Raw genomic sequence first — 25,265 nt, forward strand, 5'->3', positions numbered from 1 at the left:
TAGTTTGCGAAATTCTACTTCTTTTATCCGTTATGGTTATTTTTAAAAAGATACGGCACGATAATAAAAAAGGAGGAATCGTCATGCAAATAATGAAGCCAATCACTATCACCGACATTCCGAAAGGCTCTGATTGGTTATACGAGGTGAAGTACGACGGTTTTCGCTGTATCATTTCCATAGATGACAAGGGAAATAAGATCCGACTTACGAGCAAAAACGGGAAGGACTTATCTAATAATTTTCCGGAGATTGTTAAAGCATGTCAGCAATTTGCTTTAACAAAAACTACCTCACTCCCCGTTACATTAGATGGCGAACTTGTGATATTAAATCATCCCTTTCAGGCTAATTTTTCACTACTTCAACAACGAGGCAGACTCAAAAATGAAAAAACTATTTTAGAAAAAGCCCTAAAAAGACCTGCCACCTTCATGGCATTTGATGTGATGGAGCACAAAAAAGTTTGCCTTAAAAAAGAACCATTACATATGCGTAAAAAACTGCTGTTTCAGCTGCTCCCTAATTCTGAACGAGCGCCCGCTTCTCCGCTTCAACCCGTAATGCCATATGAAGACCCAGATACACTATGGAGGTTGATTTTTACTTTCAAAAGTGAAGGGATGATTGCAAAACGAAAGAACAGTTCTTACCAGGCAGGGAAAACACATACAGATTGGTTTAAAATAAAAAATTGGCGAACGATTTTGGGAACGTTAACACAATATAACCCAGCAAATGGGTACTTTTCCGTCTCCATCGTCAATGGAAAAAAAACCGAAGAAATCGGGAAATGCAAGCATGGACTCGATGAAAAATCGTTAGAACTGGTGAAACAGCTATTTTTTGAAAATGGAACAAAGCAGCAAAGCACTTATCATCTTCCTCCTGCAATATGTGCATCTATTCATACGCTCGATTTATATAAGCAGGAGCTACGAGAACCAGCATTTGCGCAATTAGAACCGCATACCGATGCAGCAAAATGTACAAAAGAGCAATTAGCAATTGACATGGTGATGCTTCCTGACTCCATTCAAGTTAATAATACTGATAAAATGTACTGGCCAAAAAAAGGTTATTCCAAAGCAGAGCTCCTTATTTACATGCGGGAAATTGCGCCTTACATGCTTCCCTTTCTCGCCGATCGAGCACTTACCTTAATTCGTTGTCCAGATGGTGTAGAAGCAGCGTATTTCTTTCAGAAGCATTTACCTTCCTATGCCCCTTCTTTTATCGAAAGGCAAGAAGGAACCGAAGAAAAGGTTATTTTATGCCCTTCGCTAGAGGCTTTAATTTGGTTTGCGAATCATGGGGCAATTGAATTTCATACCCCATTTCAGCGAATAGATTCTCTTTATCCATGTGAAATCGTTTTTGATTTGGATCCGCCTAGTCGCGATAATTTTGCTTGGGCAATTGAAGCTGCCCTTTTAATCAAACGTTTGATTGATGGTCTTGAATTACATTCTTTTATTAAAACCTCTGGAAATAAAGGCTTGCAAATTCATATTCCAATTCCTGAAGCAAGCTTAACATACGATGAGACGGCTGTTTTCATACAAGCAATCGCCCAAACGATCGTACAAGCAAACCCTGCGATGTTCACAACGGAACGGATGAAACGTAATCGAAACGGACGCCTTTATATTGATTATGTACAGCATGGAAAAGATAAAACGCTCATCGCGCCATACTCTCCTCGAAAGACGGCGGAAGCAACAGTCGCAACTCCGTTGTTCTGGGAAGAAATCAATAAGAATCTCCGACCAGAGCAATTCACCATTAACACGGTTGTTTCCCGCGTTCATGAGTATGGCTGTCCTTTTGCAAACTACCAGGAGGCACAAAGGCATCAAAAAATGGATAAGCTTTTACAGCTCATTCAGTGTTAATTTTATGCAAAGAGAAAACCGCCCCATGATGGAGCGGCCTTCTTCTATAATGAAACATTTTCTTCAATTGCATTCTTATCTTGAAAAGTCTTTATATTAAGCTTTCCTAAAATCCGCGCAGTTAATGTTCCTGCTACCATGCTATCGTTAACGTTAACAGCGGTTCTACCCATATCAATCAATGCTTCAATAGAAATGAGTAAGCCGGCAAGGGCAACCGGAAGTCCCATAGATGAAAGCACGATTAACGCAGCAAAGGTAGCTCCTCCACCTACACCGGCAACCCCAAATGAGCTTATCCCGATTATCAAGACAAGTTTAATAAGAAATTCCGGGGTAAATGGATCAATACCAACCGTTGGCGCGATCATGACTGCAAGCATCGCCGGGTACATACCAGCACACCCATTTTGACCAATAGTTGCACCAAACGAAGCAGCCATATTCGCTATACCAGAATCTACACCTAATGAATTCTTTTGGGCTTGAATATTCAGTGGAATTGTTCCAGCACTAGATCGGGATGTAAAGGCAAATCCGAGCACTGGTATAACCTTACGAAGGTAAGTTAACGGATTTAAACCAAATCCAGCAATTAATAATAGATGGAAAACAAAAATTACAAGTAACGCAACATAGGATGCAAGAACAAATTTCCCTAATTCCATGATTCCAGCAACATCTGTATTCGCAACAGTGTTAGCCATTAAAGCTAAAATACCAAATGGTGTTAAACGCAGAACTAATGTTACAATTCGCATGACAACCGCATAGAATGCATTGACGATTTTCGTAAACATCTCCGCCTGCTCCGGATTTTTTCTCCGCAGGCCAAGTACTGCAATTCCAACAATCATTGAAAAGATAACGACAGCGATAACGGATGTAGAGCGCTGGCCAGTCATATCTAAAAAGATATTAGATGGAATAAAACTGACAATTTTTTGCGGAGTGGATAAGTTTTCAACCTCACCGAGCTTTTCCTCTAGCAAAAGGCCTCGATCTGTTTCTGCATGACCTGCTTCAATTTGCTCAGCATTTAAATCAAATAATGCTGCAGCACCAATTCCAATTAAAGCTGCAACCATTGCTGTTGAGACTAAAATTCCTATAATCCACGCAGAAATTTTACCTAGCTCAGATGATTTTTCTAAGTTAATGATCGATTGAATAATCGACACCATTACTAATGGAACAACAATCATCATCAATAAACTGACATAGCCTCTTCCAACAATGTTATACCAATCCGTTGTTTGCGTTAGAATGTCCGAGCCAGTTCCATAAATTGCTTGTAGCGCAGCACCTAATAGTATACCTGCTCCAAGGCCCGTGAAAACCCGCTTTGTAAATGAAAGATGCTTTCTTTGCATCCAAATAATGATACCGATAATAGCTAGTAAAGCGAGAATATTAACGGTTATTAACATGCTATTCATCATTGAACCCTCCTATTGTGACACTTATTTTTCTTCATAATATGCAATTCATACTTGCTTGTGCCAATACAAATCATATAATTCCTATAAAAATAGTATGAATTATATGTTACTAAGCATCAAAGGGATTGTCAACGGAAAAGTTTGCATTGTATTTTTAGATGAAGGTTGTTTAATCTTTTGGGTGTATATAAACCAGTGAAACGGAGCAGTGCTACTAAAAACGTTATTACTTCAAACAAGCTCTCCACCTTTCTGTATAAAGGACGGAGGTGTTCTTCCCCACCCCCTAACTACTTTTCATGGTATGTAATGATGGAATAGCAGTAGCTCACCTTATTGTATAGAAGGCTGTAACTCAATTTCCACATTCCCTCGTAAAGCCTTCGATATCATACAGGCTTCCTCTGCCTTATAGATTAATTTTTCTAGTTGCTTGTAATCAGCCTTCGTTGCATGTTGAAGTAAGGATACGGTTGGACGATGAATCAGCTTCTTATACGTAAAAACTCCTGCTGTCACATCAACGATTCCTTCTGATTGCATTTGCATTTTGTCCAATGGAAGCTTAGCTCTTTCAATCATCGCGGCCAACGTGATGATGTAACATGTTGCAGCTGCTCCAAGAAGCATTTCATCCGGATTTGTTCCAATACCTGGTCCATCCATTTCAGGTGGAATAGAAATTTTTGTTCTTAAATTTTGAGCTTCAATATAGCCATCACTGTTTCTTCCACCAGGCCAGGTTGTTTGTAAATGAAATACGTGCTCTGCCATATATTTCGCCCCCATTAGGTTAAAGTGATATATCTCATAGGTATGGAAGAAATTGTCCAATGCTAACACCAATGACTACAACGAGCCAGGCTGGAACTCGCCAAAACTGAAGCAATGCAAATAAAAGGATTGCTAATGCGAATTGAGCTCCCCCTGTAATTGCGCTTGTGAATACGGGATTGAAGAAAGCTGCAAGTAAAATACCAACAACACTAGCATTCACACCCATAAGCATTCCTTGGACACGCTTTTTCGTGCGTAATGTACTTAAAAACGGCAATGTTCCAATTATGAGTAAAAATGACGGTAAGAAAATGGCCACAGTGGCAATAACCGCTCCAGTAACTCCTTCAAGCATCATTCCTAAATAGCTAGCAAAGGTAAATAATGGACCAGGTACAGCCTGCACCATTCCATAGCCTGCTAAAAATTGATCTCCTGTTAACAAACCTGTCGGAACAATTTCTTGTTCTAATAATGGAAGGACTACATGCCCACCACCAAATACAAGTGAGCCAACTCGAAAAAACATATCAAACAATTGAATATTACTGTTTGAAACGTACTGGGCAACAATCGGTAAAACAACAAGCAACAGCACAAAAACACCTAAAGCAGCAACACTCAGCTTTTTAGAGATGGACACGGTAAACGGAACAAGTCTTGCCTCTACTTCGCTTCTAAACAATAGCGCACCTAAAAGCCCCGCAGCTATAATGACTCCAATTTGAACGATTGTTGATGCGTATAGAAGCATGACAGCTGCTGCTCCAATAGCAATCGCAATTCGTGGTTTATCTGGCGTCAGCTTCTTTCCTAAACCGAGTACAGCATGAGCAACTACTGCAACGGCAACTATTTTTAGACTCGTAATCCAGGTGGGCTCCCCAACCGTCGTTGCTTGAAAAAGCATTGCAAACAGCATGAGAACAATAACAGATGGTATCGTAAATCCGAACCAAGATACAATACCTCCAATTAATCCCCCTCGAACCATACCAATCGCTATCCCTACCTGACTACTCGCTGGACCAGGCAAAAACTGACATAGAGCAATAATATCAGCGTATGTTTTTTCATCAATCCACTTTCGTTTGTCAATGTATTCATTTTTAAAAAATCCAAGATGGGCAACAGGACCACCGAACGAAGTGCATCCTAGCTTCAACGAAACACGTAATATTTCTAAAATAGAGTGTGTTGCTTTCATTAGATCCTCCTAAAGAACATATTCTATATTAAAATAACATAATCCAATCTGTCATTCAGCGAATTTACGAACTTTTTACAATTTAACGAAACGATTCACCCGATTAATTCGTAGTAAAAAAAGAAAAGCTTTTTAGGAGGATGCCCATGTTTGAAGAAATGAAGATTCACACCTTTTTAATTGCGGGTGTGCTATTAACCTTTGCACTAAGTATACTCGCACTTTTTACTAGTGAAACGACCTTTCTTCTCCTTTTCTCTTATTCGATTCTTGGATTTTTTCCAATTATATGGGTTGGCATGCAATTAAAAAAACAACAAAAACGGTTCACGGACATCATGACCTTTCATTCAATGAAAGACGTTTTTCCAATGCTCATCTATATAACGATTGTACTGTTTTTCTTTTCATTAGGTGCTTTTTGGTTAATGAATTATGGATTATCCTTTATTTTTCCTAGTGTTGTGGATTATTTCTTACAAGAAATAGATATATTTCCAAATGAAACGGTTCCATTTGTTCTCACTGCGCTTTATATTAGCATTCTTGGTCCAATCGCAGAGGAATTTATTTTTAGGGGCATTCTTTTTAAACGACTAAGCGCCAAATACAATTTAATTGTTGGAATTATTGTCGCAAATGTTCTGTTCGGTATTTTACATACAGATATTATCGGAGCTTTTATGTTTGGCTTTGTCTTATCTCTTATCTATCAAAAGACCGGGAACTTATTACTGCCCATTATGGTACATATTTTAAATAACGGATTTATTACTGTCTTAGCGTTGATTGATCCACCAATTCCAGCCTTTGTAGATTATCGTACCATTGAAGAAGTACATGCTACCATGCTTCCTAACTTAATGATGTTACTGATTGCAACTTCTTTACTCATTTCCTTTATTCGAAAAAACAAAGCAGTATTAACGAACCATTGAAAGGAGAATAAATAATGAAACTACAAGAACAATTAAATGCGTGTACATTGATTTATGAAGAACTAAAAGATGCTTTCCGTTGGAAGGTATCTGACAACAAAATTTTAATGACAATTGCTTCTATGTATGTATTACATGACAAACCTTTTAATCTGGAACAGTTTAAGAGCCTGGAAAACGCCATAAAGCAGCATGCAGGAATATTTTCCTCGTTACGATCCGAGTCTAGGTTTACTACTGCTGCAATGCTCGACGTTCATTTTGAGACAGGTGAGAAGCAGGTGCCTGCGTTATTTGAATTATATGAAGCACTTCTTGATGAAGGCTTTAGTAGAGGGATATTCACGTATCTTGCTGCAACCGTTTTACTTACAAAAGCAGTGACAGAAGAAGTTGAACCACGGCAGGTCATCTCAAAAGCTAAAAAGATATATGATGGAATGAAAGACGAACATATCTTTTTAACCTCGAAGGAAGATTATCCATTAGCAATTTTGCTAGGGTTCGAGACGAAGGATAGTATTGTTGCTCAGACGGAAACCTATTACCAGGCATTAAGCGAAAGCGGATTTCGTAAAGGAAATGATTTGCAATCTTTAAGCCATATTCTTGCGCTAGGTTCAGAGGATGATCCAGCTCGGTTAGTCGACCGAACAGTCCAATTATATGACGCGTTTCGTAATTATGGGTTAAAGCGAAAAGCAATGTATTACCCTGCTATCGGGATACTTGCCTTACTTCCTCCTGAAGAAGTGAATATGGAAGCAATTGTTCAGCTTTATGAATCCTTTAATCAGAAAAAGGATTTCAAATGGCAAAAGGACATGAATGTTTTTCTTGCTATCGCTTTTTTTGCAAAGGATAAATTAACCCACATTCATTTAGCAGAAACAAGTATTTATACAACATTAGAGTCTGTACTACAAGCACAGCAAATTGCTATGACAACGGCAATAACGAGTGCAGTTGTTTTATCATCTACGAATAATGGGCAATAAAAGGCTGGATCAAAACTAGCGTATTTAGCTTAAAACCCTAATTTTTTTAGTGTAATTAGAAAATGGGTTCGCTTTCCTCGGGCACGGCCTCAACTAACTCGGAAAAGAAAGTACGCTTTTCCGAGTGGGTTTTTCGACGTACAGGACGTACTAGCGCAGACGTTGCCACAGGACGTAGCGGTTTTAGTCTGCGTTCCCCTGGTGCTGTTCCCGAAGGAGTCTCACCCATTTCAACTGCTCGATAATAATTTAATTTATTTTCTTCCATATTTCGTTCGATTATTCGGATGATTTTTTTATATCCTAGCCTCTTGCTTTCATCTAGAACTTGTCCAGTCCTACCATAAATGGTCCATACATTAGTAATTCGCTTGGAATTTATAAATCTTGTTGTTGTACTTTTTTCTTGCTGTCTCTTCCAGAAAGAAACCAACCAACAACTGCGATTCCAACAAGTACTGTATAGAAAATCAACTTCCATGTTGTCGAATGTGGGAAACCATATGGAATCAAAGCAATGTCTGGGTGAGCAAATACGATTAATGCTAGCTTAACCCCGACCCAACCGACAATAACAAACGCAGCAATTTCCAAGCCAGGACGCTTGTTAAGTAATTCTACAAACACGTTTGCCGCAAAACGCATAATGATTAGCCCGATCATTCCTCCTGCTAAAACAACGAGAAATTGTCCTGTATCTAAGCTTCCAACTTGACCAAGCCCTGTTGCTGGCAACGCAACAGCTAAAGCAACTGCAGCCAAAATAGAATCAACAGCAAAAGCAAGGTCCGCAAATTCTACCTTTGCTACTGTCATCCAAAAACCACTGCCAGCAGCTTCTTTTGTACTTTTTTCTTTTTCCTTTTTCCAAAGCTTGTCATATAAATGCTTAATAGCCATAAATAAAAGATAGGCAGCACCTAATGCTTGTACCCACCAAACGTCTACAAGGAACGAAATGATAAATAACGATCCAAAGCGCAGAATAAAGGCTCCTAACAACCCGTAAAATAACGCTTTTTTCCGTTGTTCACCTGGCAGGTGCTTTACCATAATTGCTAGCACTAATGCATTATCAGCAGCCAAGAGACCTTCAAGACCGATTAATACGACCAGTACCCATAAATACTCTACAAGTAATTGTACATCCATGTTATCTTTCTCTCCTTCGTCATTATGGCTTAAGCACGACACTAATACAGTTGATTAAAGTGATAGTGAGGTTAATAATTAATATGAATCCCACAATTCCTACTAATACCAGCCATCTATCCAACAAATCCCCGTAACAAGTGCATATTAAACCAATAAAAAATGGTCTCCACCGATAGGTAAAGACCATCAAAAAAGACCTTTACCATCCATGGTAAAGGTCTCGCTAACAACGTCCGTTGCCAGAATAAGCCGGAGATTTCTCTCGTAATGACGACTTAAACTGTCCAGCTACTCCCCTTTAGGAATATAATAATCTTATTAAACCATTTTCACAGGAAACTTGTCAAATCTTTTTTAACCTTTACCATATCCAATTTCCTTTAATTTGTCCGGAACAATCAATTTTATGCATTAATAAGCGCTTGAATCCGCTCATCCATTTCTTTTTTTAATTTAGCTAGTGATGCTTCACTTTCTTCATTACTCGTCGAGCAAACACCATAATAGCACTTTATTTTCGGTTCAGTTCCTGAGGGGCGTAAACAAACCCAGCTATTGTTTTCCAAATTAAATTTCAACACATTTTCCTTTGGAAGCTCAATTTCTTCTATGCTACCTGTTATCAAATTATTGCGTTCGCCTGCAAGGTAATCCTCAACATTCTCAATTGTAAGGCCAGCAATATTGGTTATCTTTTCCTTGCGAAAAGCTTCCATGATATGTGCGATCTGACGCGAGCCTTCAATTCCTTTTAGCGTAAGCGAAGACATACCTTCTAAGAAATACCCATGTTTTTCTTTTAATAAATCAAGTGCTTCTAATAATGTCTTTCCTTTCTTTTTCCAATAATGAGCCATTTCACAAGCCATAACTGCTGCTTGAACCGCATCCTTATCACGTACAAAGCTACTAATTAAATAGCCATAGCTTTCCTCAAAGCCAAACATGAAGGTTTCACCAGTCTCATCGAAATGACGGATTTTTTCGGCAATATACTTAAAACCTGTCAACGTATCCATCGTTTCTACCCCATAGGATTTAGCGATTGCTTGACCGAATTGCGTTGTTACAATCGTTTTAAGCACGCGTCCATTCTTTAATAAGACCGGTTCCGTATGTGAAAGAATATAATCAATTAACAAGGAACCGAGCTGGTTTCCGGTAAGCACCTTATAGGATCCCGTCTGATCTTTTACTGCTACCCCTAAACGGTCTGCATCGGGGTCCGTCCCAAGAAGAATATCTGCCTGAAGCTCTATCCCTTGTTTCATAGCCATTGCAAACGCTTGATGTTCCTCAGGATTAGGGGAATCGACCGTTGAAAACTCAGGATCAGGTACCGCTTGTTCCGCTACAACGTTAACATTTTCAAAATGCAATTGCTCCAAACCACGCATAACGAGGTGATGTCCTGTTCCATGAAGTGGCGTAAAAACAATGCCAAGATCCTTCGACTCCTCCATCTCAGTCCGCTTCATTTTTGAGATTAGTGCTAGCTGATCTAAATAAGCATTATCTACCTCATCACCAATCCAATATAGCAGCCCTTCGGCTTCCAACGTTTCCGCTTCTACTACCGGAATCAATAATTCATTTTCTACTTCCTGGATTTTTACGATAACCTTATCTGCTTCCTGTGGCACCATTTGTCCACCAGTTTCATTATAGACCTTAAAACCATTATATTCAGGTGGGTTGTGACTAGCAGTAATCATAACCCCAGCTACTGCTCCGAAATAACGGACAGCATATGACAATAATGGTGTCGGACGTAACGACTCAAAAACATATGCTTTAATCCCATAAGCTCCAAGTACTTTTGCTGTTTCAACAGCAAACTCCTGAGACATATAGCGAGAATCGTAGGCAACGACTACACCTCGATCCTTGACATTTACACATTCAAAAAGTAAAAATCGAGCAAGCCCATCTACTGCTTTTCTCACCGTATAAATATTCATACGATTCGTTCCCGGACCAAGCACACCGCGCATTCCACCTGTTCCAAACGTAAGTTCTTTATAAAAAGCCTCTTCTAAAGCTTCCCGATTACCAGCTAGATTATCTAATTGTGTTCGTAAGGCTGGATCAAGCTGTTTGAATGCTTCCCACTTCTCCAACGCTAATTCCCAATTCCTCATCCTATGTGTCCTCCAAAATGTTTATATATGCTCAAATTCTAGCATAATTCGCTAAATTATTCTAACAGGGGATTCTAAAAGGGTTTTAAATGAACGATTGCCGGAAACAATGATAAAATAAATATTCAAAACGTCCTTCCACTTTAGACTTACAACCGTTAAACTATAAATATTAGATTACACTAGGAAAGTAGGGAAAACTTTGGTTCATAAACGCTGGTTTCAAACGCTGGTATTCTTTATACTTGTCTTTCTACTAATCTTGCTTATTTCAGCAACGAATTTTATATTTGATCCTATTTTTAAATACATTGGTGCAGTAGCGATTCCTTTCGTTGGTGCAGGAATTTTATATTACTTAACAAAGCCTTTAATGTATTTTTTTGAACGATTTAAAATAAAGCGTCCGTTTTCCATTTTACTTGTATTTGTCGTTTTGATTTTACTCGGTACACTTGTTTCTATGTATATTGTGCCAATTACACAAGTCCAATTTGCAAATCTCGTTGATAATATCCCGAAAATGGTCGATTGGGCACAGGAGTTGATTTTTTACTGGCAAACAAATCAAACGATTATTCCGGATGAAGTAAACCAAGCAATAAATGATTTTATGAATAATTTACAATCCCATATTGAAGCAGTGCTAAACTATATTTTTGGATTTATCGGGCAGTTAATTAGCATTGTCGCAGCATTAGTGCTTATTCCGTTTTTCCTTTTCTTCATGCTAAAAGATGGCGAAAAACTCGTTCCTTTTGTTACGCAAATTTTCAGTAAAAAGAAAGCAGAGAATATTCGTCAATTACTTGGAAAGATTGATGATACGTTAACAGCTTATATCCAAGGTCAGCTGATTGTTAGCTTTTGTATCGGCCTTCTTTTGTTCGTTGGGTATCAAATAATTAATTTGCAATATTCTTTAACACTCACCTTGTTTGCTATGGTCATGAATGTAATTCCTTTTTTAGGACCATTTATTGCCGTTGCCCCAGCGCTCATTGTTGGTGCTTTTCAAGACCCGCTTATGATTGTATGGGTATCCTTAATTATGCTCATTGCACAGCAAATTGAGAGTAATTTCATTTCGCCAAATGTGATGGGACGTGCGTTAAGTGTCCATCCTTTAACCATTATTACGGTCATCCTTGCTGCTGGAAGCATTGCAGGATTCCTAGGTATTTTATTTGCGGTACCATTTTACGCTGTTGTTAAGGTGATTATTGTTCACTTTTATAATACGTATCTAAACTCGAGGGAAAACGAGAAGGATGGTCTCATTTAACAATAAAGCACGGATGAAGAAGCAAAATAAGTTGCTCCCATCCGTGCTTTTTCATGGGAAGCTGTAGGTAGACATTATTATATAAGCTACGATGATCTTTGAAACTGAAATACAATCGATGCACCAACTTGTTTGTAGCCGATTTTTTGATAGATTCCATTTGATGTGGGATTTGCTAAATCCGTGTATAAATTACAAAACTGTTTTCCGCACTTCAACAGGGGTTCAGATAAGGCTGCAACTGCACTCGATGCATAGCCATTTCGCTTAAATTTGTCTGGTGTAAATACCGCATTAATCGTCGCACCATTTCGGGTAGTACGTGCATTGTTTACCATACAAACAGGGTCATTATTTACCTTCCACAAGAAAGCAGACTGTTTTGCGATGAAATACCGTGCGGTTGTATGTGCTTGTTCTCTTGTAGTGTGAATACCGGTTTCCTTTCCAAATTGAAAGAGCCAATTAGCGATTAAAGGCAGGTCACACTCCTTAGCAAGCACGAGTCTTCCCTCCACTAAAGCTGGAGTTTCTAGCTTATCAAGCTGATAAATGAATTGTTCCATCTGTATGATTGCCTTTTGCCGGGTAAGGCGCCCCCATGTTTGGGCAAAACGGGTTGCTAAAGAGACAGGACCGATGACTCCTGGTACATCCTGCTTTTGAGACCAAAAAAAGTGCACAATTTTATCTATCATATCATCTGAAGCATCTGCTACATCGGCTATTATCCATTGGTTCGGTGGAGTTCGCATAAACGCATAGATAACTCGCCCTTTTTCCTCGACAACCCCAAAACAGGCACAAATAGACTCTTTTTCCGCTTTCAGCCTTTCAATTATTCCAAGCATGAGATTATTACACGACTCTTTTTGTAACAATAATCCCTCCACTTGCTCTGCAAAAGTAAGAACAGACTGCTCCCATGAAATTTCCATTATTTTCTCCCCTTACGTTTCCATGATTATACCAATCTTTTAATCATTGTAAATACTTTTTGGATGAGAAGTTGAACAAGATCTAACATGTTGCTACACTTTATTTAAAGGGAGTGAGTAAAGATGGGAAAATCAAAAGCAGCGCTGCAGGATGAACTAGATAATTTAAAAGCAGATTATGTGCGCATTCAAAGTGATATGGATAAGTTAGAATATGTGCGTGGGAGAGTTTCATCTGCCGAAGATCAGCTTATTCGACTAGAAAAGGAAATCGCTCATATATATAAACAATTAGAGGCATTTGATTAAGTCATTATAAAACGAGTAAGGCGAATTGCCTTACTCGTTTCCATTCCCATTGCGCTGATTTTCCAGCTTCGCTTTTATTTTGGCTATTTCCTTACTTGGTGGTGTAATACTTACGATGACATCTCCCGAATCTGGAACCGTTCGCATAGCTTCAGAATAAAACTTAATTTGACCTGAAGGTTTAATCAAATAAAGGAAAACCGTTGCCTCGTCTTTTTCTTTTTTGTATTGCGCATACGTAAATTGACTTGTTAATGTCGTACGGCGAAACACAAATCCTGCTTCAAGCATGGCATTTAAATCTTCAATCGTCACATCTTGCCTAAAGAGCAAGCGGCCAGCCACCTTTGAAACCATTTCATCGCCCCCGTTCATCTGATCGTAAGGGCTAATTTTAAAGACATTTGTTCGACCATACTCTGGCATGAACGTGGTACAAATTAATGCATTATATGCATGGTCATCTGTTGCAGCAATCATATATTCATATGGAATTGTATCTAAATGATATTCCGTTTGCTCTGAAAGCATTTCTCCATGATAGAAAGGAACACCGCCTTCACGCGCACAACGTAGTCGCTCCCATGAAGAGTCGACTATAATAACTGGCGCATTTGACTTTGTAAGTGATTTGGCTAATTCCACTGTAAAACGATTACTACCAACAATTAATGTACCTGGTCTACCTTCCATTGATAGATGTAGTTTTTTCGCCATCCATCGAATAGAGAAACCATGTGCCAATACAGTAAAGAATACGAGTCCAAAGGTTAAGGTTGTTAAAATGGAGGCATCCTCATAACCCGCATCTAATAGAATTCCAGCAAAATAACTGGACACAGTTAAAGCTACGATTCCTCGTGGAGCAATCCAGCCAACAAGAAGTTTTTCATTTGTTGTCAAATTCGTACCAATTGTTGATAGGAATATCGATAAAGGACGTACGGCTAGCATCATTAATAATACATACCCGATAATTCTCGGACTAAAAATTTGCAACAAGGTTTCCACTTGTAAAGAAGCGGTAAGCATAATAAAAATAGCGGAGATTAAAAGAACGGTGATATTCTCCTTAAAGTGCCGCATGTCGGCAACAGAGCTAATCCCCATGTTTGCAAGTGTCATTCCCATTGCGGTTACTGATAAAAGTCCTGTCTCATGGACAATCGTATCTGGAATCGTAAAACATAAAATCACAACGATAAATACACTTGGTGACTTTAAGAATTCTGGAATATGTCCTGTTTCGAACATCCAACCAATCCCACGACCACAAAGCCAACCAAAGATCGCCGCAAAGATTGAAGCAATAAAGAACATTATTAACTTCGTACCATCTGGATCATTTGCCGTTAAAAAGGCAATAATCTCAAATGCAAAGACAGCTAAAAGCGCTCCAATTGGATCAACAATAATACCTTCCCATTTTAAAATCTTTGCTGGTCGAGGCTTAAGCTTTGATTGTCGTAAAAGTGGCATAATTACAGTTGGACCGGTTACAATGAACAATCCCCCGATAATAAACGCTACAGCCCACGATAGGCCAGCAATATAATGCGCAGTCAATGATCCTAGAATCCAAGCAATAAAAGCTCCTACCGTTGAAATACGGAAAACTGGACGTCCTAGTCCACGAAGCTCTTTAAAATTCAGATTCAAGCTTCCTTCAAAAAGAATAATCGCTACTGCTACTGAAATAATTGGACTATATAAACTACCGAAGTCCTCTTCAGGATTAATAAAGCCTAATATTGGCCCGATTAATAAACCGGTAATTGACATGACTACAATTGCTGGTAACCGGTAACGCCAGGCTAACCATTGAGACCCTATCCCTAAGAGGCCGATAAGCATAATTTCAAATAAAAGTGATGGAACCATCTCATGCTCCCTTCATATCCATATTTTGTTAATAGCTCCTCCATTTAAATATAAAGACATTTTAAATGGGAAAAATAAGATTGTAAACAGTTATTAACTGAAATTGTTTTTTCCGTTGAAACGATTTTGCTAGAAACCTATATCCGTCATTAGTTTCTCTTACAAAAATATTTTTTTCATAATCGGCTACATTTATCTTCCAACAGCCTATTTTTTCCCAAAAAAGGACTCCCTCTAGCTTCGTTTAGGCTAGAATAGGAGAAAAATAAAAATCCAATATTACATTATCGTGCATTATAGATTCGTTTTTATAAAGATTCCATTACAAAAACAAAGATGGCAATAAGAACAAGCAAAAGTCCGAATGCTTTAAATAGTTTAGCATACCCCTTATTTGTAAGTTGTTTCTTTTCGTCGTAATCTTTGCGTATATAAAAGTGGATACCGATTCCATATAAAATAACAAAGATAAAAAATAGGATGCTAGGCAACCCATACCCATTCCCTTCTCATATATTTCGGTTATTTTAAACACTTCTTTCCTTTACACATTATATCCTTTTCTATTAAAAATAAGTAATTATATCTTTGCTAGCAAATTTTTATAATTCCTTTTGCCCTCCTGCTGTTGTTCCTGTCAAAATATGATAGGATATTGGAAGAAGAAAGGGAGCGTCTAAATGAAACGCCAACAAGAACAAATATTACAAACTTATTTTGGCTATGAATCCTTCCGTCCAGGACAGCAGGATGTAATCTCCTTTGTAATGGGGCAGCGTAATACAATGGCTGTCATGCCAACGGGTGGCGGAAAGTCTATCTGTTACCAAGTACCAGGACTCATTTTACAAGGTACTGCAATCATAATTTCTCCTTTAATATCACTCATGAAGGATCAAGTAGACAGCTTACACGCACTCGGAATTGCAGCTACATATATTAATAGCTCGTTAACTAATGAAGAGCAGCAAGCTCGGATGCAAGACATCGCTGCTGGAAAATATAAATTCGTCTATGCAGCACCAGAACGATTTGAATCTTCTCGATTTCTTTCCATCCTAAAAAAGATTCAAATTTCATTAGTTGCATTTGATGAGGCACACTGTATTTCACAATGGGGACATGACTTTCGCCCGAGCTATCGTTCTATTGTACCGATATTACAGAAGCTGCGAAATATACCTGTATATATGGCATTAACCGCTACAGCAACAAAAGAGGTTATTTCTGATATTCAAGCTTTACTAACAATTGAGGATAAGCACGTTATTAATACTGGGTTCAAACGTGAAAACCTGGCATTTCATATTATTAAAGGAAAGGATAAGCTATCTTACATTCGTTCCTTTATCGAAGAACATCCAAATGAATCTGGAATTATTTATACCGCAACTCGGAAACAGGCAGATCATCTACATGATCAATTAAGTAAACGAAAGCATGCTGTTGTAAAATATCATGCCGGGATGACGGATCCTGATAAAAAACAAGCACAAGGTGCTTTTCTCCATGATGAAAAAACAATAATGATTGCCACGAATGCTTTTGGCATGGGAATCGACAAGTCGAATGTACGTTATGTCATTCATTATGCAATGCCAATGAATATTGAATCGTATTACCAAGAGGCGGGACGGGCTGGAAGAGATGGGGAAGCAAGTGATTGTTTGCTTCTTTTCTCCTCCCAGGATGTGCAGCTACAAAAGTTCTTAATTGACCAATCAATGATGGACGATCATGCAAAACAAAATGAATACCGTAAGTTACAGGCAATGGTTAATTATTGTCATACACATGGATGCTTAACAAACTATGTGCTCGACTATTTTCAGGATACGAATGCCGAACAAACAACGTGTGGGAAATGTAGTAATTGTGTTGGACGGCAGGAAAAAGCAGATATTACAGAAGAAGCGCAAATGATTCTTTCCTGTGTAAAACGGATGGGAGAACGGTTTGGTGTAGGGATGACTGCAAAAGTATTAAAGGGGTCTAAAGATAAAAAACTAAAAGAGTTTCGGTTAGACTCCTTAACTACATATGGTATTTTATCTGCTTATACGGAAAAGGAGCTCACCGAACGGATTCAATTTCTTATTGCAGAAAATATCCTAGCTACAGAGGATGGGAAATATCCTACATTAAAATTAAACAAGCATTCTGTTGATGTTCTAAAAGGAAAACGATCTGTAACAATGTTCACTTCTCCTATTCCATCTACAGAAGCAAAGGATTATTACCCAGACCTGTTTGAGGCGCTTCGAAAGCTGCGCAAAGAAGTTGCTGATCAAAAAGGGATACCACCCTATGTACTCTTTTCTGATGCAACTTTAAAAGAACTAAGCCGCTATATTCCTGAGACAACAGAGAACATGCTTTATATTAAAGGAGTCGGCGAGAAAAAACTTGAGCAATACGGTGCTGCTTTCCTATCTGTCATCCAAAACTGGCGTCGTGACAATCCAGCGGTTAAGCCAAGCATTCAAATTAATGCACCTGTCCGAAAACGTACTATCACAGCTGATGACCGACCAAGTCACCTCGTTTCCTATCAATTATTTCAATCCGGAAAATCTATTAAGGAAATTGCTATGATTCGAGAGATGAACGAACAGACAATTGAAGGACATCTATTTAAAGCCTTCCGTGAGGGGTTTCCAATTGCTTGGGACATTTTTTTCACCTCTGAAGAAGAGCAAACGATATTAAAAGCGCGCAAAGAGTTGGATGAACCGAGTTTAAAATCGTTACGCGAAAAACTTCCCGATCAATATGACTATACGAAAATAAAAGCAGTATTGGTTAAAAATGGCTGGATAGAATAGCTAACATAAATTGTTGTTAAGCGTCTATTACAAAAGGGCTTCCTAATTTTAGGAAGCCCTTTTCAGCTTAATTTTTTTCTTTTATATTTAATGCCCATGTACCATTTCGAAATACAGCTTCTGTTGTACCATCTGCTTTTACACCGTCAATATCGAGCTTTTCAGAACCGATCATAAAATCAACATGTGTCAGACTGTCATTGACACCATGCTTATCAAGCTCTTCTTCATTCATGGAAGAGCCTCCTTCTAAATTCGTAGGATATGCCTTTCCTAATGCAATATGACAGGATGCATTTTCATCAAACAATGTATTATAGAAAATCAAACCAGACTGTGATACCGGTGACTCATGTGGCACAAGTGCAATTTCACCCAATCGGGTAGCACCTTCATCTGTTTCTAATAAGTGCTTTAATGTACCTTCCCCTTGCTCTGCTTTAAAGTCGACTACTTTCCCATCCTTGAATGTTAAACTAAAGTTGTCGATTAAGCTGCCTCCATAATTTAATGGCTTCGTGCTTGCTACAGTTCCATTTACGCCATATTTATGTGGTAAGGAGAATACTTCTTCCGTCGGAATGTTCGGATTGAAAATAATTCCTTTCTCTGATTCTGCTGATCCACCTTTCCATATATGACCTTCTGGAAGCTCCATTTCAAGGTCGGTACCAGGTGCTCGAAAGACTAATTTCTTGTAATTCTTTTCGTTTAAAATTTCGCGTGCTGTTGCGAGGGTTTGATTATGCTTATCCCATGCCGCAATCGGATCTTCTTGATCGACACGAACGATCTTAACAATTGCGTCCCATAAACTTTCAATTGCATCCTCACGAGACTTATCTGGAAAAATCTTTTGTGCCCAGTCGCCGGTTGGAATCGAAATAATAGACCATGTAATACGATCATTCATCGTATACTTTCGAAAGTTAACCATTGCTAAAGCTGCTGCTTTATTAGCCATCGCTACTTTTGTTGGATCAATATCCTTTAACAAATCTGGGTTTGTAGAACGAATGTTTAACACTGCCGCTCCATCCTCTGCAAACGTATCGTGTAGTAACACCTTCCACTCTGGATAATCCGCAATTACTTCGTCTGGCGCATTTTCATACTTTAATAACGTGAGTTCATCGTCTACCCAGTTAATATGTACATCCTTTGCACCAAGCTCCCATGCTTTTCTAACAACAATTTTCGTGAAATCGGCTCCTTCTATAGGTGCATTAATCATTAATGCCTGCCCTTTTTGCAAATTCACTCCGGTTCGGAGCGCCAATTCAGCATATTTCTCTTGCGTTCTTACATCAACCATTATGAAACCTCCAATAATATTATTTCGTTTTTTGTATAACGTTATTATTCCACAAATCGGCTAAATTACCAACTATCTTTTCTCCTTCCTCCACGCTATTCCTTTTCCCTGATTGTTTTACAGTACGTCTATGTTATGCTATGATTATTTTAATTACTTTTGGTAAGTAGTTTTTTAAAATCATTGAATGCAGAAACTAGACTGGGGTGATCCTGTTGGGAGAATTGTGTCCACGTTTTGAAAAGGCCATGCAACTGCTTAGCAAACGCTGGGTTGGCCTAATACTTTCAGAATTGCTAAAAGGAAGCAAGCGTTTTTCAAAAATGGAAGCAGACTTGCCTATTAGTGGTAGACTACTCTCTGATCGCTTAAAAATGCTTGAAAAAGAAAACATTGTTGAGCGTAAGGTTTATTCCGAGTTTCCTGTTAGAATAGAATATTCGTTAACTGAAAAAGGAAAAGCATTAAAACCTGTTATTCAAGAAATTCAATGCTGGGCGGATAAATGGGAAACGTTAACAGCGAGCGAACATACTAATTCGAAATAAAACATGAAAGAGAAGCAGCTTTGCTTCTTTTTTTTATTTCAACCCCACTTGCTGTTTAGAACTCCCTTTAAAGGGTCGCATTCCCTTTCTATCCATTTCTACATTTCATTCCCTTCATATAGGTTAATAATAAATACGCTGCAACCTTGCTCGTCATATTCCGAAAATCAATCGTCGGATCAATCTCCACAATATCCATCGCCTGCACTTTGTCAGTTTGGGCTGCTATAAATATCGCATCTACTAAAGTTCTACTATCCATTCCACCAGGTCCAATGGCTGGACAGCCTGGCGCAAAGGCTTGATCGAGCACATCCATATCTACAGATAAATAAATACTATCTACCCGCTTAGAAAGTCGCTCTATTTCTTCTTGCAGAATAGCATGAATCGTCCTAGTCTCAATATCCGCCATCGAATACAACTGAACGCCATGTTCATCAGCATAGGTATGATATGCTTTTGCGTTCATAAAATCACGAATGCCGATTTGGACAAGGTTACTTCCATCGATAACTTGCTCTTCTAGCAATCTACGAAAAGGTGTTCCATTCGTTGGTCCACCATCATCTACATTACGTAAATCATGATGTGCATCAAATTGAATGATACCAACTTTTCCTCTTTGTTCTGCAAATGCACGAATGGACGCATAACTGATTGAATGATCACCTCCTAGTAAAAACCAATTTTGCGCCGCTTCCGTATGATAAATATCTAGCATTCCTTCATAAAGCCATTCCTGGTTTCGAGAAATAGCTGTCGGATCCATATATAAGTCCCCAAAATCAATTATATTTTCCACAAGGTCCTTATCAAACTCACCAGAATACGTCGTATAGCTTGCTAATGCTGCCCGAATAACTCCAGGAGCAAACGATGCACCAGAATGACTAATGGAGGACTTTGAAAGCGGTAATCCTACAAGCGCATAAGGAGCTTTTCTAGATTCTGGCCAAGGGATAAGTAGTTCGTTTGCCTTTTTTGTATAACGATCCTTAAAAATCGCTTTCCCTGCAGGCTTCAAGTGGCGTATTTGCTGCATCTTATCTCCTGCCTTTCAAAAATCACTTCCCCATTTTTTATGACGGTGTTCGCATGATTCACTCCATAATGATATGGAATATACATGTAGTTAGGAACATCCCAAATGACTACATCTGCCTTTCTATCAATGGCAATTGTTCCCGCTTCCTTTCCTTTCCCAATAGCATGTGCCGCATTTATCGTGACAGCATGCCAAATTTCTGCTGGCGTCAGCTTTAGTTTTAATGCTGCCATTGCCATGATGAGCTGTAGATTTTCTGTCACACAGCTTCCCGGATTAAAATCGGTGGAAAGCGCAATTGCCGCCCCTTTATCAATCATTTTTCTAGCTGGTGCAAAGCTATCTTTCCCTAAATAAAAGCTTGTTCCAGGTAAAATAACTCCAATTGTATCCGAGTTGGCTAATTTCTCAATGCCAAGATCTGTTGCAACCGCTAAGTGGTCACCACTTATTGCCCCTAATTCGACAGCAAGCTCCGTTCCTCCTAATGGATCAATTTCATCTGCATGTAGTTTAAGCTGAAAGCCATGATCCTTTGCAAGCTGAAGGTAACGACGTGATTGGTCAACGGTAAACACTCCCGTTTCTGTGAAAATGTCTATGAATTCCGCAAGACCTTCTGTACGAATCAGATTAAACAAGCTGGCCATCTCTTGAAGAAACGCATCGGGGTCATCTTTAAAGTTGGTTGGAATCGCATGTGCGCCTAAAAAGGTAGACACCACATCGATTGGATGCTCGATATTTGCTTGCTTGGCAACACGAAGTTGTTTTAACTCTGTTTCCTTATCTAAGCCATAGCCACTTTTTGCTTCTACTGTCGTTATCCCGTGCATCGCCATCCGGTCCAAATGAAAGCACGCTTTTTGTAAAAGTTCCTCATAGCTTGCTGCACGTGTCGCTTCGACTGTAGCTAAAATGCCTCCTCCTTGCTTCAGGATTTCTAGATATGGTACCCCTTGCTGTTTTAACGCCATTTCTTCTTCACGCGATCCACCAAATACAAGATGTGTATGTGGATCAACTAGACCAGGAGTAACTAGTTTTCCCGTTGCATCAATCGTTGTTGCAGCCGAAAGTGTCTTCGCTTCTTTTGTTGTACCTATCCACGCGACACGTCGATCTCGAATAGCAAGGGCAGCATCCTGTAATATCGTAAGCTTGTTCATCGCAGCCCCTTTAACAGGTCCTCCCTGATCCATTGGGAGTAGTTCCCGTATATTTGTGATTAAAATATCATAGTGTTCCAATCCACTCATACCTCCCTCTTAACAAATCGGTTATTCTTCATTTCTCGCCATCGGAACTTGAACATGGTGTTGCTTCGCAAACTCCATCGCAGATTCATATCCTGCATCCGCATGACGGATAATTCCCATTCCTGGATCGGTTGTTAGCACCCTTTCTAATCGTTCTCGTGCCAAATCCGTGCCATCTGCTACAACAACCATCCCGGCATGCAACGAATAACCCATCCCTACTCCTCCACCATGATGAAAGGAAATCCAGGAACCACCTGCAGCCGTATTTATTAACGCATTCAGCACTGCCCAGTCTGCCACTGCATCACTTCCATCTTTCATTCCTTCTGTTTCTCGATTCGGAGAGGCAACCGAACCACAATCTAAATGATCTCTTCCAATGACAATTGGTGCTTTTAACTCCCCATTCCGAACAAGTTCATTAATCGCTAGCCCCATTTTCACACGCTCTCCGTAACCGAGCCAGCAAATACGTGAAGGTAACCCTTGAAATTCCACCTTTTCCTGTGCCATGTCAATCCAACGAAGTAATGCTTTATTTTTTGGAAATAATTCCCGAATCAGTGCATCGGTCCGATAAATATCTGTTGGATCGCCGGATAACGCAGCCCACCGAAAAGGTCCTTTCCCTTCACAAAACAATGGACGAATATAAGCTGGTACAAAGCCAGGAAATTGAAATGCATCCTCCACCCCTTGATCCTTTGCAACTTGTCGAATGTTATTTCCATAATCAAAGACAATCGAATCGCGATTTTGAAAGGCAAGCATTGTTTCTACATGCCGTGCCATGCTTTTCTTAGCAAGCTCAATATAGGTTTGCGGATCCTTTATTCGTAAGCTTGCGGCTTCTTCCACCGTGTACCCAATCGGAACGTATCCATTTAACGGATCATGAGCAGAGGTTTGATCGGTAACAATATCGATTTTTATATTTTCCTGTAACATTTGCTGGTGTACCTCAGCTGCGTTTCCAAGTAATGCAATCGAAAGTGCCTTTCCTGCTTTCTTTGCTTCCTTTGCAAGCTGGATTGCTTTTTGCACACTGTTCGTTTCTACATCACAATACTTTGTTTGGATACGCTTGTTAATTCTTGTCTCATCTACTTCTACAGCGATGACTACGCCACCATTCATCGTTACAGCAAGCGGCTGCGCGCCTCCCATGCCACCTAAGCCAGCGGTAAGTGTAATCGTCCCCTGAAGTGATCCATCAAAATGCTTTCTTGCAATTGCTGCGAATGTTTCATATGTTCCTTGCAAAATGCCTTGTGTCCCAATATATATCCAGCTTCCTGCTGTCATTTGTCCATACATCATCAATCCTTTTTGATCGAGTTCATGAAAATGCTCCCAGTTCGCCCATTGCGGAACGAGTACTGAATTGGATAACAATACCCGGGGCGCCCGAGGATGTGTTTTAAACACTCCAACTGGTTTTCCCGATTGAATGAGCATGGTTTCGTCATTTTCCAGCGTCCGTAATGTCGATACAATCGCATCAAAAGCTTCCCAGCTTCGAGCCGCCTTTCCAATTCCACCGTACACTACGAGTTCATCTGGTTTTTCAGCAACCTCTGGATCTAAATTGTTGTAAAGCATACGTAGTGCCGCTTCCTGCTCCCACCCTTTACATTCAAGTGTAAGTCCTTTCTTCGCCCTTACCATCGTATGTTTCACTTGATAAAACCACCTTTCCGCAATTTTTATCCTCTTTTATCTCCATACAAAATATGCAACACGAAGCTACCATTTCTGTTGTACAGGCTGTTGTTCATCAATTTTGTGCCAGCTGTGCTTTAGCCAATTAGCAAGTGTTTCTATATCCTTAGAAAAAATGCGATCCTGCGTAATGCTCGGAACTTGTAAACGTGCAGCCTTATATAACTTCCTTGTAGAAAGCGACATACGATCAATTCCACGATATTCGACGGCCTGCATCGCACAAATTAATTCAATCGCAATGACTCTTCTTGTATTTTGTAGCATTTGGAATGCATGTCTGGCACCGATTGTCCCCATACTTACATGATCCTCTTGATTAGCAGAGGATGGGATGGAATCCACGCTTGCTGGATGGGCAAGTGTTTTATTTTCAGAAACAAGCGAGGCAGCTGTATATTGCATAATCATTGCGCCTGATTCTAATCCTGGATTAGGACTAAGAAATGGAGGCAAATCGTTTAGTTGCGGATTTACAAGTCGTTCAATTCTTCGTTCCGCTATATTGGCTGTTTCGGCGATGCCAAGCTTTAAGAAATCCATTGCGAATGCAATCGGCTGTCCATGAAAATTCCCACCAGAGATTACTTTTTCTATTTCAGAAAAAATGAGCGGATTATCGGTTACCGCATTCATTTCTACTTCTAGTTTTTCCTTCGCATACAACAACGTCTGCCATGATGCGCCTAATACTTGAGGGATACAGCGTAATGAATATGCATCCTGCACACGGAGCTCCCCTTGCTTGGTAATCAGCTTACTATCTGCTAAAATTGTACGCATTCGTGCAGCTACCATCTCTTGCTCCTTATGCCCACGAGCAGCGTGAAGTGCTGAATCAAATGCATCAATAATTCCACGAAGCGCCTCAAATGTCATAGCGGAAATGTGTTCACTTTGTATTAGAAGGCGGTGAAATTCTATATATGCAATTACACCAACCGCTGTCATTGCCTGCGTACCATTTATTAACGCTAGCCCCTCCTTCGCTTTTAATCGAATTGGAGATAGTCCTGCTTTTCGGATAGCTACGTTAGCATCCTGTTGTTTTCCAGCGTAATAAACGCTTCCTTCTCCTAACAGTGTTAGCGCAAGGTGAGACAAAGGTGCTAAATCACCACTCGCTCCAAGCGAGCCTTGCTGTGGAATAACTGGATGGATTTCAGCATTGAGGAAAGCGATTAATTGCTCTACTAGTTCTATGCGAACTCCTGAATGTCCTTTTGCCAGTGTATTCGCCCGTAAAAGCAGCATTACTCTCGAAATGGATTCGGAGAAAGGAGAACCAACACCACAAGCATGCGAATATAGTAGGTTAAGCTGTAATGTATCTAAATCAGCCTCATCAATGATCACATCACTAAACTTTCCAAAACCAGTGTTAATGCCATACATTGTATCTCTGCTAGCTATTAGCGCTTCCACTGTGCTGCGGTTTTTTTGAATCGCTAATCTTGCTGCTCCTTCAAGCGCGACTTTCTCTTTTTGAAATACAACGCGCTCGACAGTATCCATCGTTAGATTATTTCCAGTAAGATAAATCATGGCGCACCTCCGTTGTAACGCTTTACCATGTTAA

19 protein-coding genes are annotated in these 25,265 nt (G+C 39.5%); 7 read left to right on the plus strand and 12 right to left on the minus strand.

The features are described from left to right. Positions 1–83: 83 nt before the first annotated feature. The gene (gene ligD, locus QBK89_RS06270) at positions 84–1,895 is read left to right on the plus strand and encodes a DNA ligase D (protein ID WP_284140175.1); all 1,812 of its coding nucleotides are present in this window, start codon (positions 84–86) and stop codon (positions 1,893–1,895) included. A gap of 44 nt (positions 1,896–1,939) precedes the next feature. On the opposite strand, the gene QBK89_RS06275 is transcribed toward ligD, so the two are convergent. From QBK89_RS06275 to chrA, 3 genes are all read right to left on the minus strand, one after another. Then, positions 1,940–3,334 carry an L-cystine transporter gene (locus tag QBK89_RS06275; RefSeq protein WP_284140305.1) on the minus strand — a complete coding sequence of 465 codons (1,395 nt, stop codon included), beginning with the start codon at positions 3,332–3,334 and terminating at the stop codon, positions 1,940–1,942. A gap of 336 nt (positions 3,335–3,670) precedes the next feature. Then, entirely contained in the window at positions 3,671–4,111 is a 441-nt protein-coding gene (locus tag QBK89_RS06280; protein WP_284140176.1) for an OsmC family protein, read from the minus strand. Between the two features lie 34 nt (positions 4,112–4,145). Then, entirely contained in the window at positions 4,146–5,321 is a 1,176-nt protein-coding gene (gene chrA, locus QBK89_RS06285; RefSeq protein WP_284140177.1) for a chromate efflux transporter, read from the minus strand. 146 nt (positions 5,322–5,467) lie between these two features. Here chrA and QBK89_RS06290 point away from each other — a divergent pair, with 146 nt between their 5' ends. After that, entirely contained in the window at positions 5,468–6,259 is a 792-nt protein-coding gene (locus tag QBK89_RS06290) for a CPBP family intramembrane glutamic endopeptidase (RefSeq protein WP_284140178.1), read from the plus strand. 14 nt (positions 6,260–6,273) lie between these two features. Then, on the plus strand, positions 6,274–7,257 hold the full coding sequence (locus QBK89_RS06295) for a DUF4003 family protein (protein ID WP_284140179.1): 984 nt from the start codon (positions 6,274–6,276) through the stop codon (positions 7,255–7,257). A 378-nt stretch (positions 7,258–7,635) separates the two neighbouring features. On the opposite strand, the gene QBK89_RS06300 is transcribed toward QBK89_RS06295, so the two are convergent. Both QBK89_RS06300 and QBK89_RS06305 read right to left on the minus strand, forming a co-directional pair. Beyond that, complete coding sequence (locus tag QBK89_RS06300) at positions 7,636–8,409, minus strand: TerC family protein (RefSeq protein ID WP_284140180.1); 774 nt, start codon at positions 8,407–8,409, stop codon at positions 7,636–7,638. Between the two features lie 407 nt (positions 8,410–8,816). Beyond that, positions 8,817–10,553 carry a phospho-sugar mutase gene (locus QBK89_RS06305; protein WP_284140181.1) on the minus strand — a complete coding sequence of 579 codons (1,737 nt, stop codon included), beginning with the start codon at positions 10,551–10,553 and terminating at the stop codon, positions 8,817–8,819. 202 nt (positions 10,554–10,755) lie between these two features. Here QBK89_RS06305 and QBK89_RS06310 point away from each other — a divergent pair, with 202 nt between their 5' ends. Continuing rightward, the gene (locus tag QBK89_RS06310; protein ID WP_284140182.1) at positions 10,756–11,838 is read left to right on the plus strand and encodes an AI-2E family transporter; all 1,083 of its coding nucleotides are present in this window, start codon (positions 10,756–10,758) and stop codon (positions 11,836–11,838) included. Between the two features lie 86 nt (positions 11,839–11,924). On the opposite strand, the gene QBK89_RS06315 is transcribed toward QBK89_RS06310, so the two are convergent. Then, a complete protein-coding gene (locus QBK89_RS06315) occupies positions 11,925–12,776 on the minus strand; it encodes a GNAT family N-acetyltransferase (RefSeq protein ID WP_284140183.1) in 852 nt (283 codons plus the stop codon). Between the two features lie 123 nt (positions 12,777–12,899). On the opposite strand from QBK89_RS06315, the gene QBK89_RS06320 reads away from it, so the two are divergent. After that, positions 12,900–13,085, plus strand: coding sequence for an SE1832 family protein (locus tag QBK89_RS06320; protein ID WP_284140184.1), 186 nt, complete (start codon positions 12,900–12,902; stop codon positions 13,083–13,085). 30 nt (positions 13,086–13,115) lie between these two features. On the opposite strand, the gene QBK89_RS06325 is transcribed toward QBK89_RS06320, so the two are convergent. Continuing rightward, positions 13,116–14,966 carry a cation:proton antiporter gene (locus QBK89_RS06325; protein WP_284140185.1) on the minus strand — a complete coding sequence of 617 codons (1,851 nt, stop codon included), beginning with the start codon at positions 14,964–14,966 and terminating at the stop codon, positions 13,116–13,118. A gap of 680 nt (positions 14,967–15,646) precedes the next feature. On the opposite strand from QBK89_RS06325, the gene recQ reads away from it, so the two are divergent. Next, on the plus strand, positions 15,647–17,791 hold the full coding sequence (recQ, locus tag QBK89_RS06330; RefSeq protein ID WP_284140186.1) for a DNA helicase RecQ: 2,145 nt from the start codon (positions 15,647–15,649) through the stop codon (positions 17,789–17,791). A gap of 67 nt (positions 17,792–17,858) precedes the next feature. On the opposite strand, the gene QBK89_RS06335 is transcribed toward recQ, so the two are convergent. After that, on the minus strand, positions 17,859–19,106 hold the full coding sequence (locus QBK89_RS06335; RefSeq protein ID WP_284140187.1) for an aminopeptidase: 1,248 nt from the start codon (positions 19,104–19,106) through the stop codon (positions 17,859–17,861). Positions 19,107–19,354: 248 nt separating this feature from the next. Here QBK89_RS06335 and QBK89_RS06340 point away from each other — a divergent pair, with 248 nt between their 5' ends. Further along, entirely contained in the window at positions 19,355–19,654 is a 300-nt protein-coding gene (locus QBK89_RS06340; RefSeq protein ID WP_284140306.1) for a winged helix-turn-helix transcriptional regulator, read from the plus strand. A gap of 88 nt (positions 19,655–19,742) precedes the next feature. Here QBK89_RS06340 and hutG read toward each other — a convergent pair whose 3' ends face one another. The 4 genes from hutG to hutH form a co-directional block, all read right to left on the minus strand. Then, a complete protein-coding gene (hutG, locus tag QBK89_RS06345; protein WP_284140188.1) occupies positions 19,743–20,699 on the minus strand; it encodes a formimidoylglutamase in 957 nt (318 codons plus the stop codon). After that, positions 20,678–21,961 carry an imidazolonepropionase gene (gene hutI, locus QBK89_RS06350; protein ID WP_284140189.1) on the minus strand — a complete coding sequence of 428 codons (1,284 nt, stop codon included), beginning with the start codon at positions 21,959–21,961 and terminating at the stop codon, positions 20,678–20,680. The genes hutG and hutI overlap by 22 nt, the downstream gene beginning before the upstream one ends. Positions 21,962–21,982: 21 nt before the next feature. Next, positions 21,983–23,632 carry a urocanate hydratase gene (gene hutU, locus QBK89_RS06355; RefSeq protein WP_284140307.1) on the minus strand — a complete coding sequence of 550 codons (1,650 nt, stop codon included), beginning with the start codon at positions 23,630–23,632 and terminating at the stop codon, positions 21,983–21,985. A 78-nt stretch (positions 23,633–23,710) separates the two neighbouring features. Then, on the minus strand, positions 23,711–25,231 hold the full coding sequence (gene hutH, locus QBK89_RS06360) for a histidine ammonia-lyase (protein ID WP_284140190.1): 1,521 nt from the start codon (positions 25,229–25,231) through the stop codon (positions 23,711–23,713). Positions 25,232–25,265: the final 34 nt, after the last annotated feature.

It is taken from the genome of Virgibacillus sp. LDC-1 (assembly GCF_030137545.1).
GTDB lineage: Bacteria > Bacillota > Bacilli > Bacillales > Amphibacillaceae > LDC-1.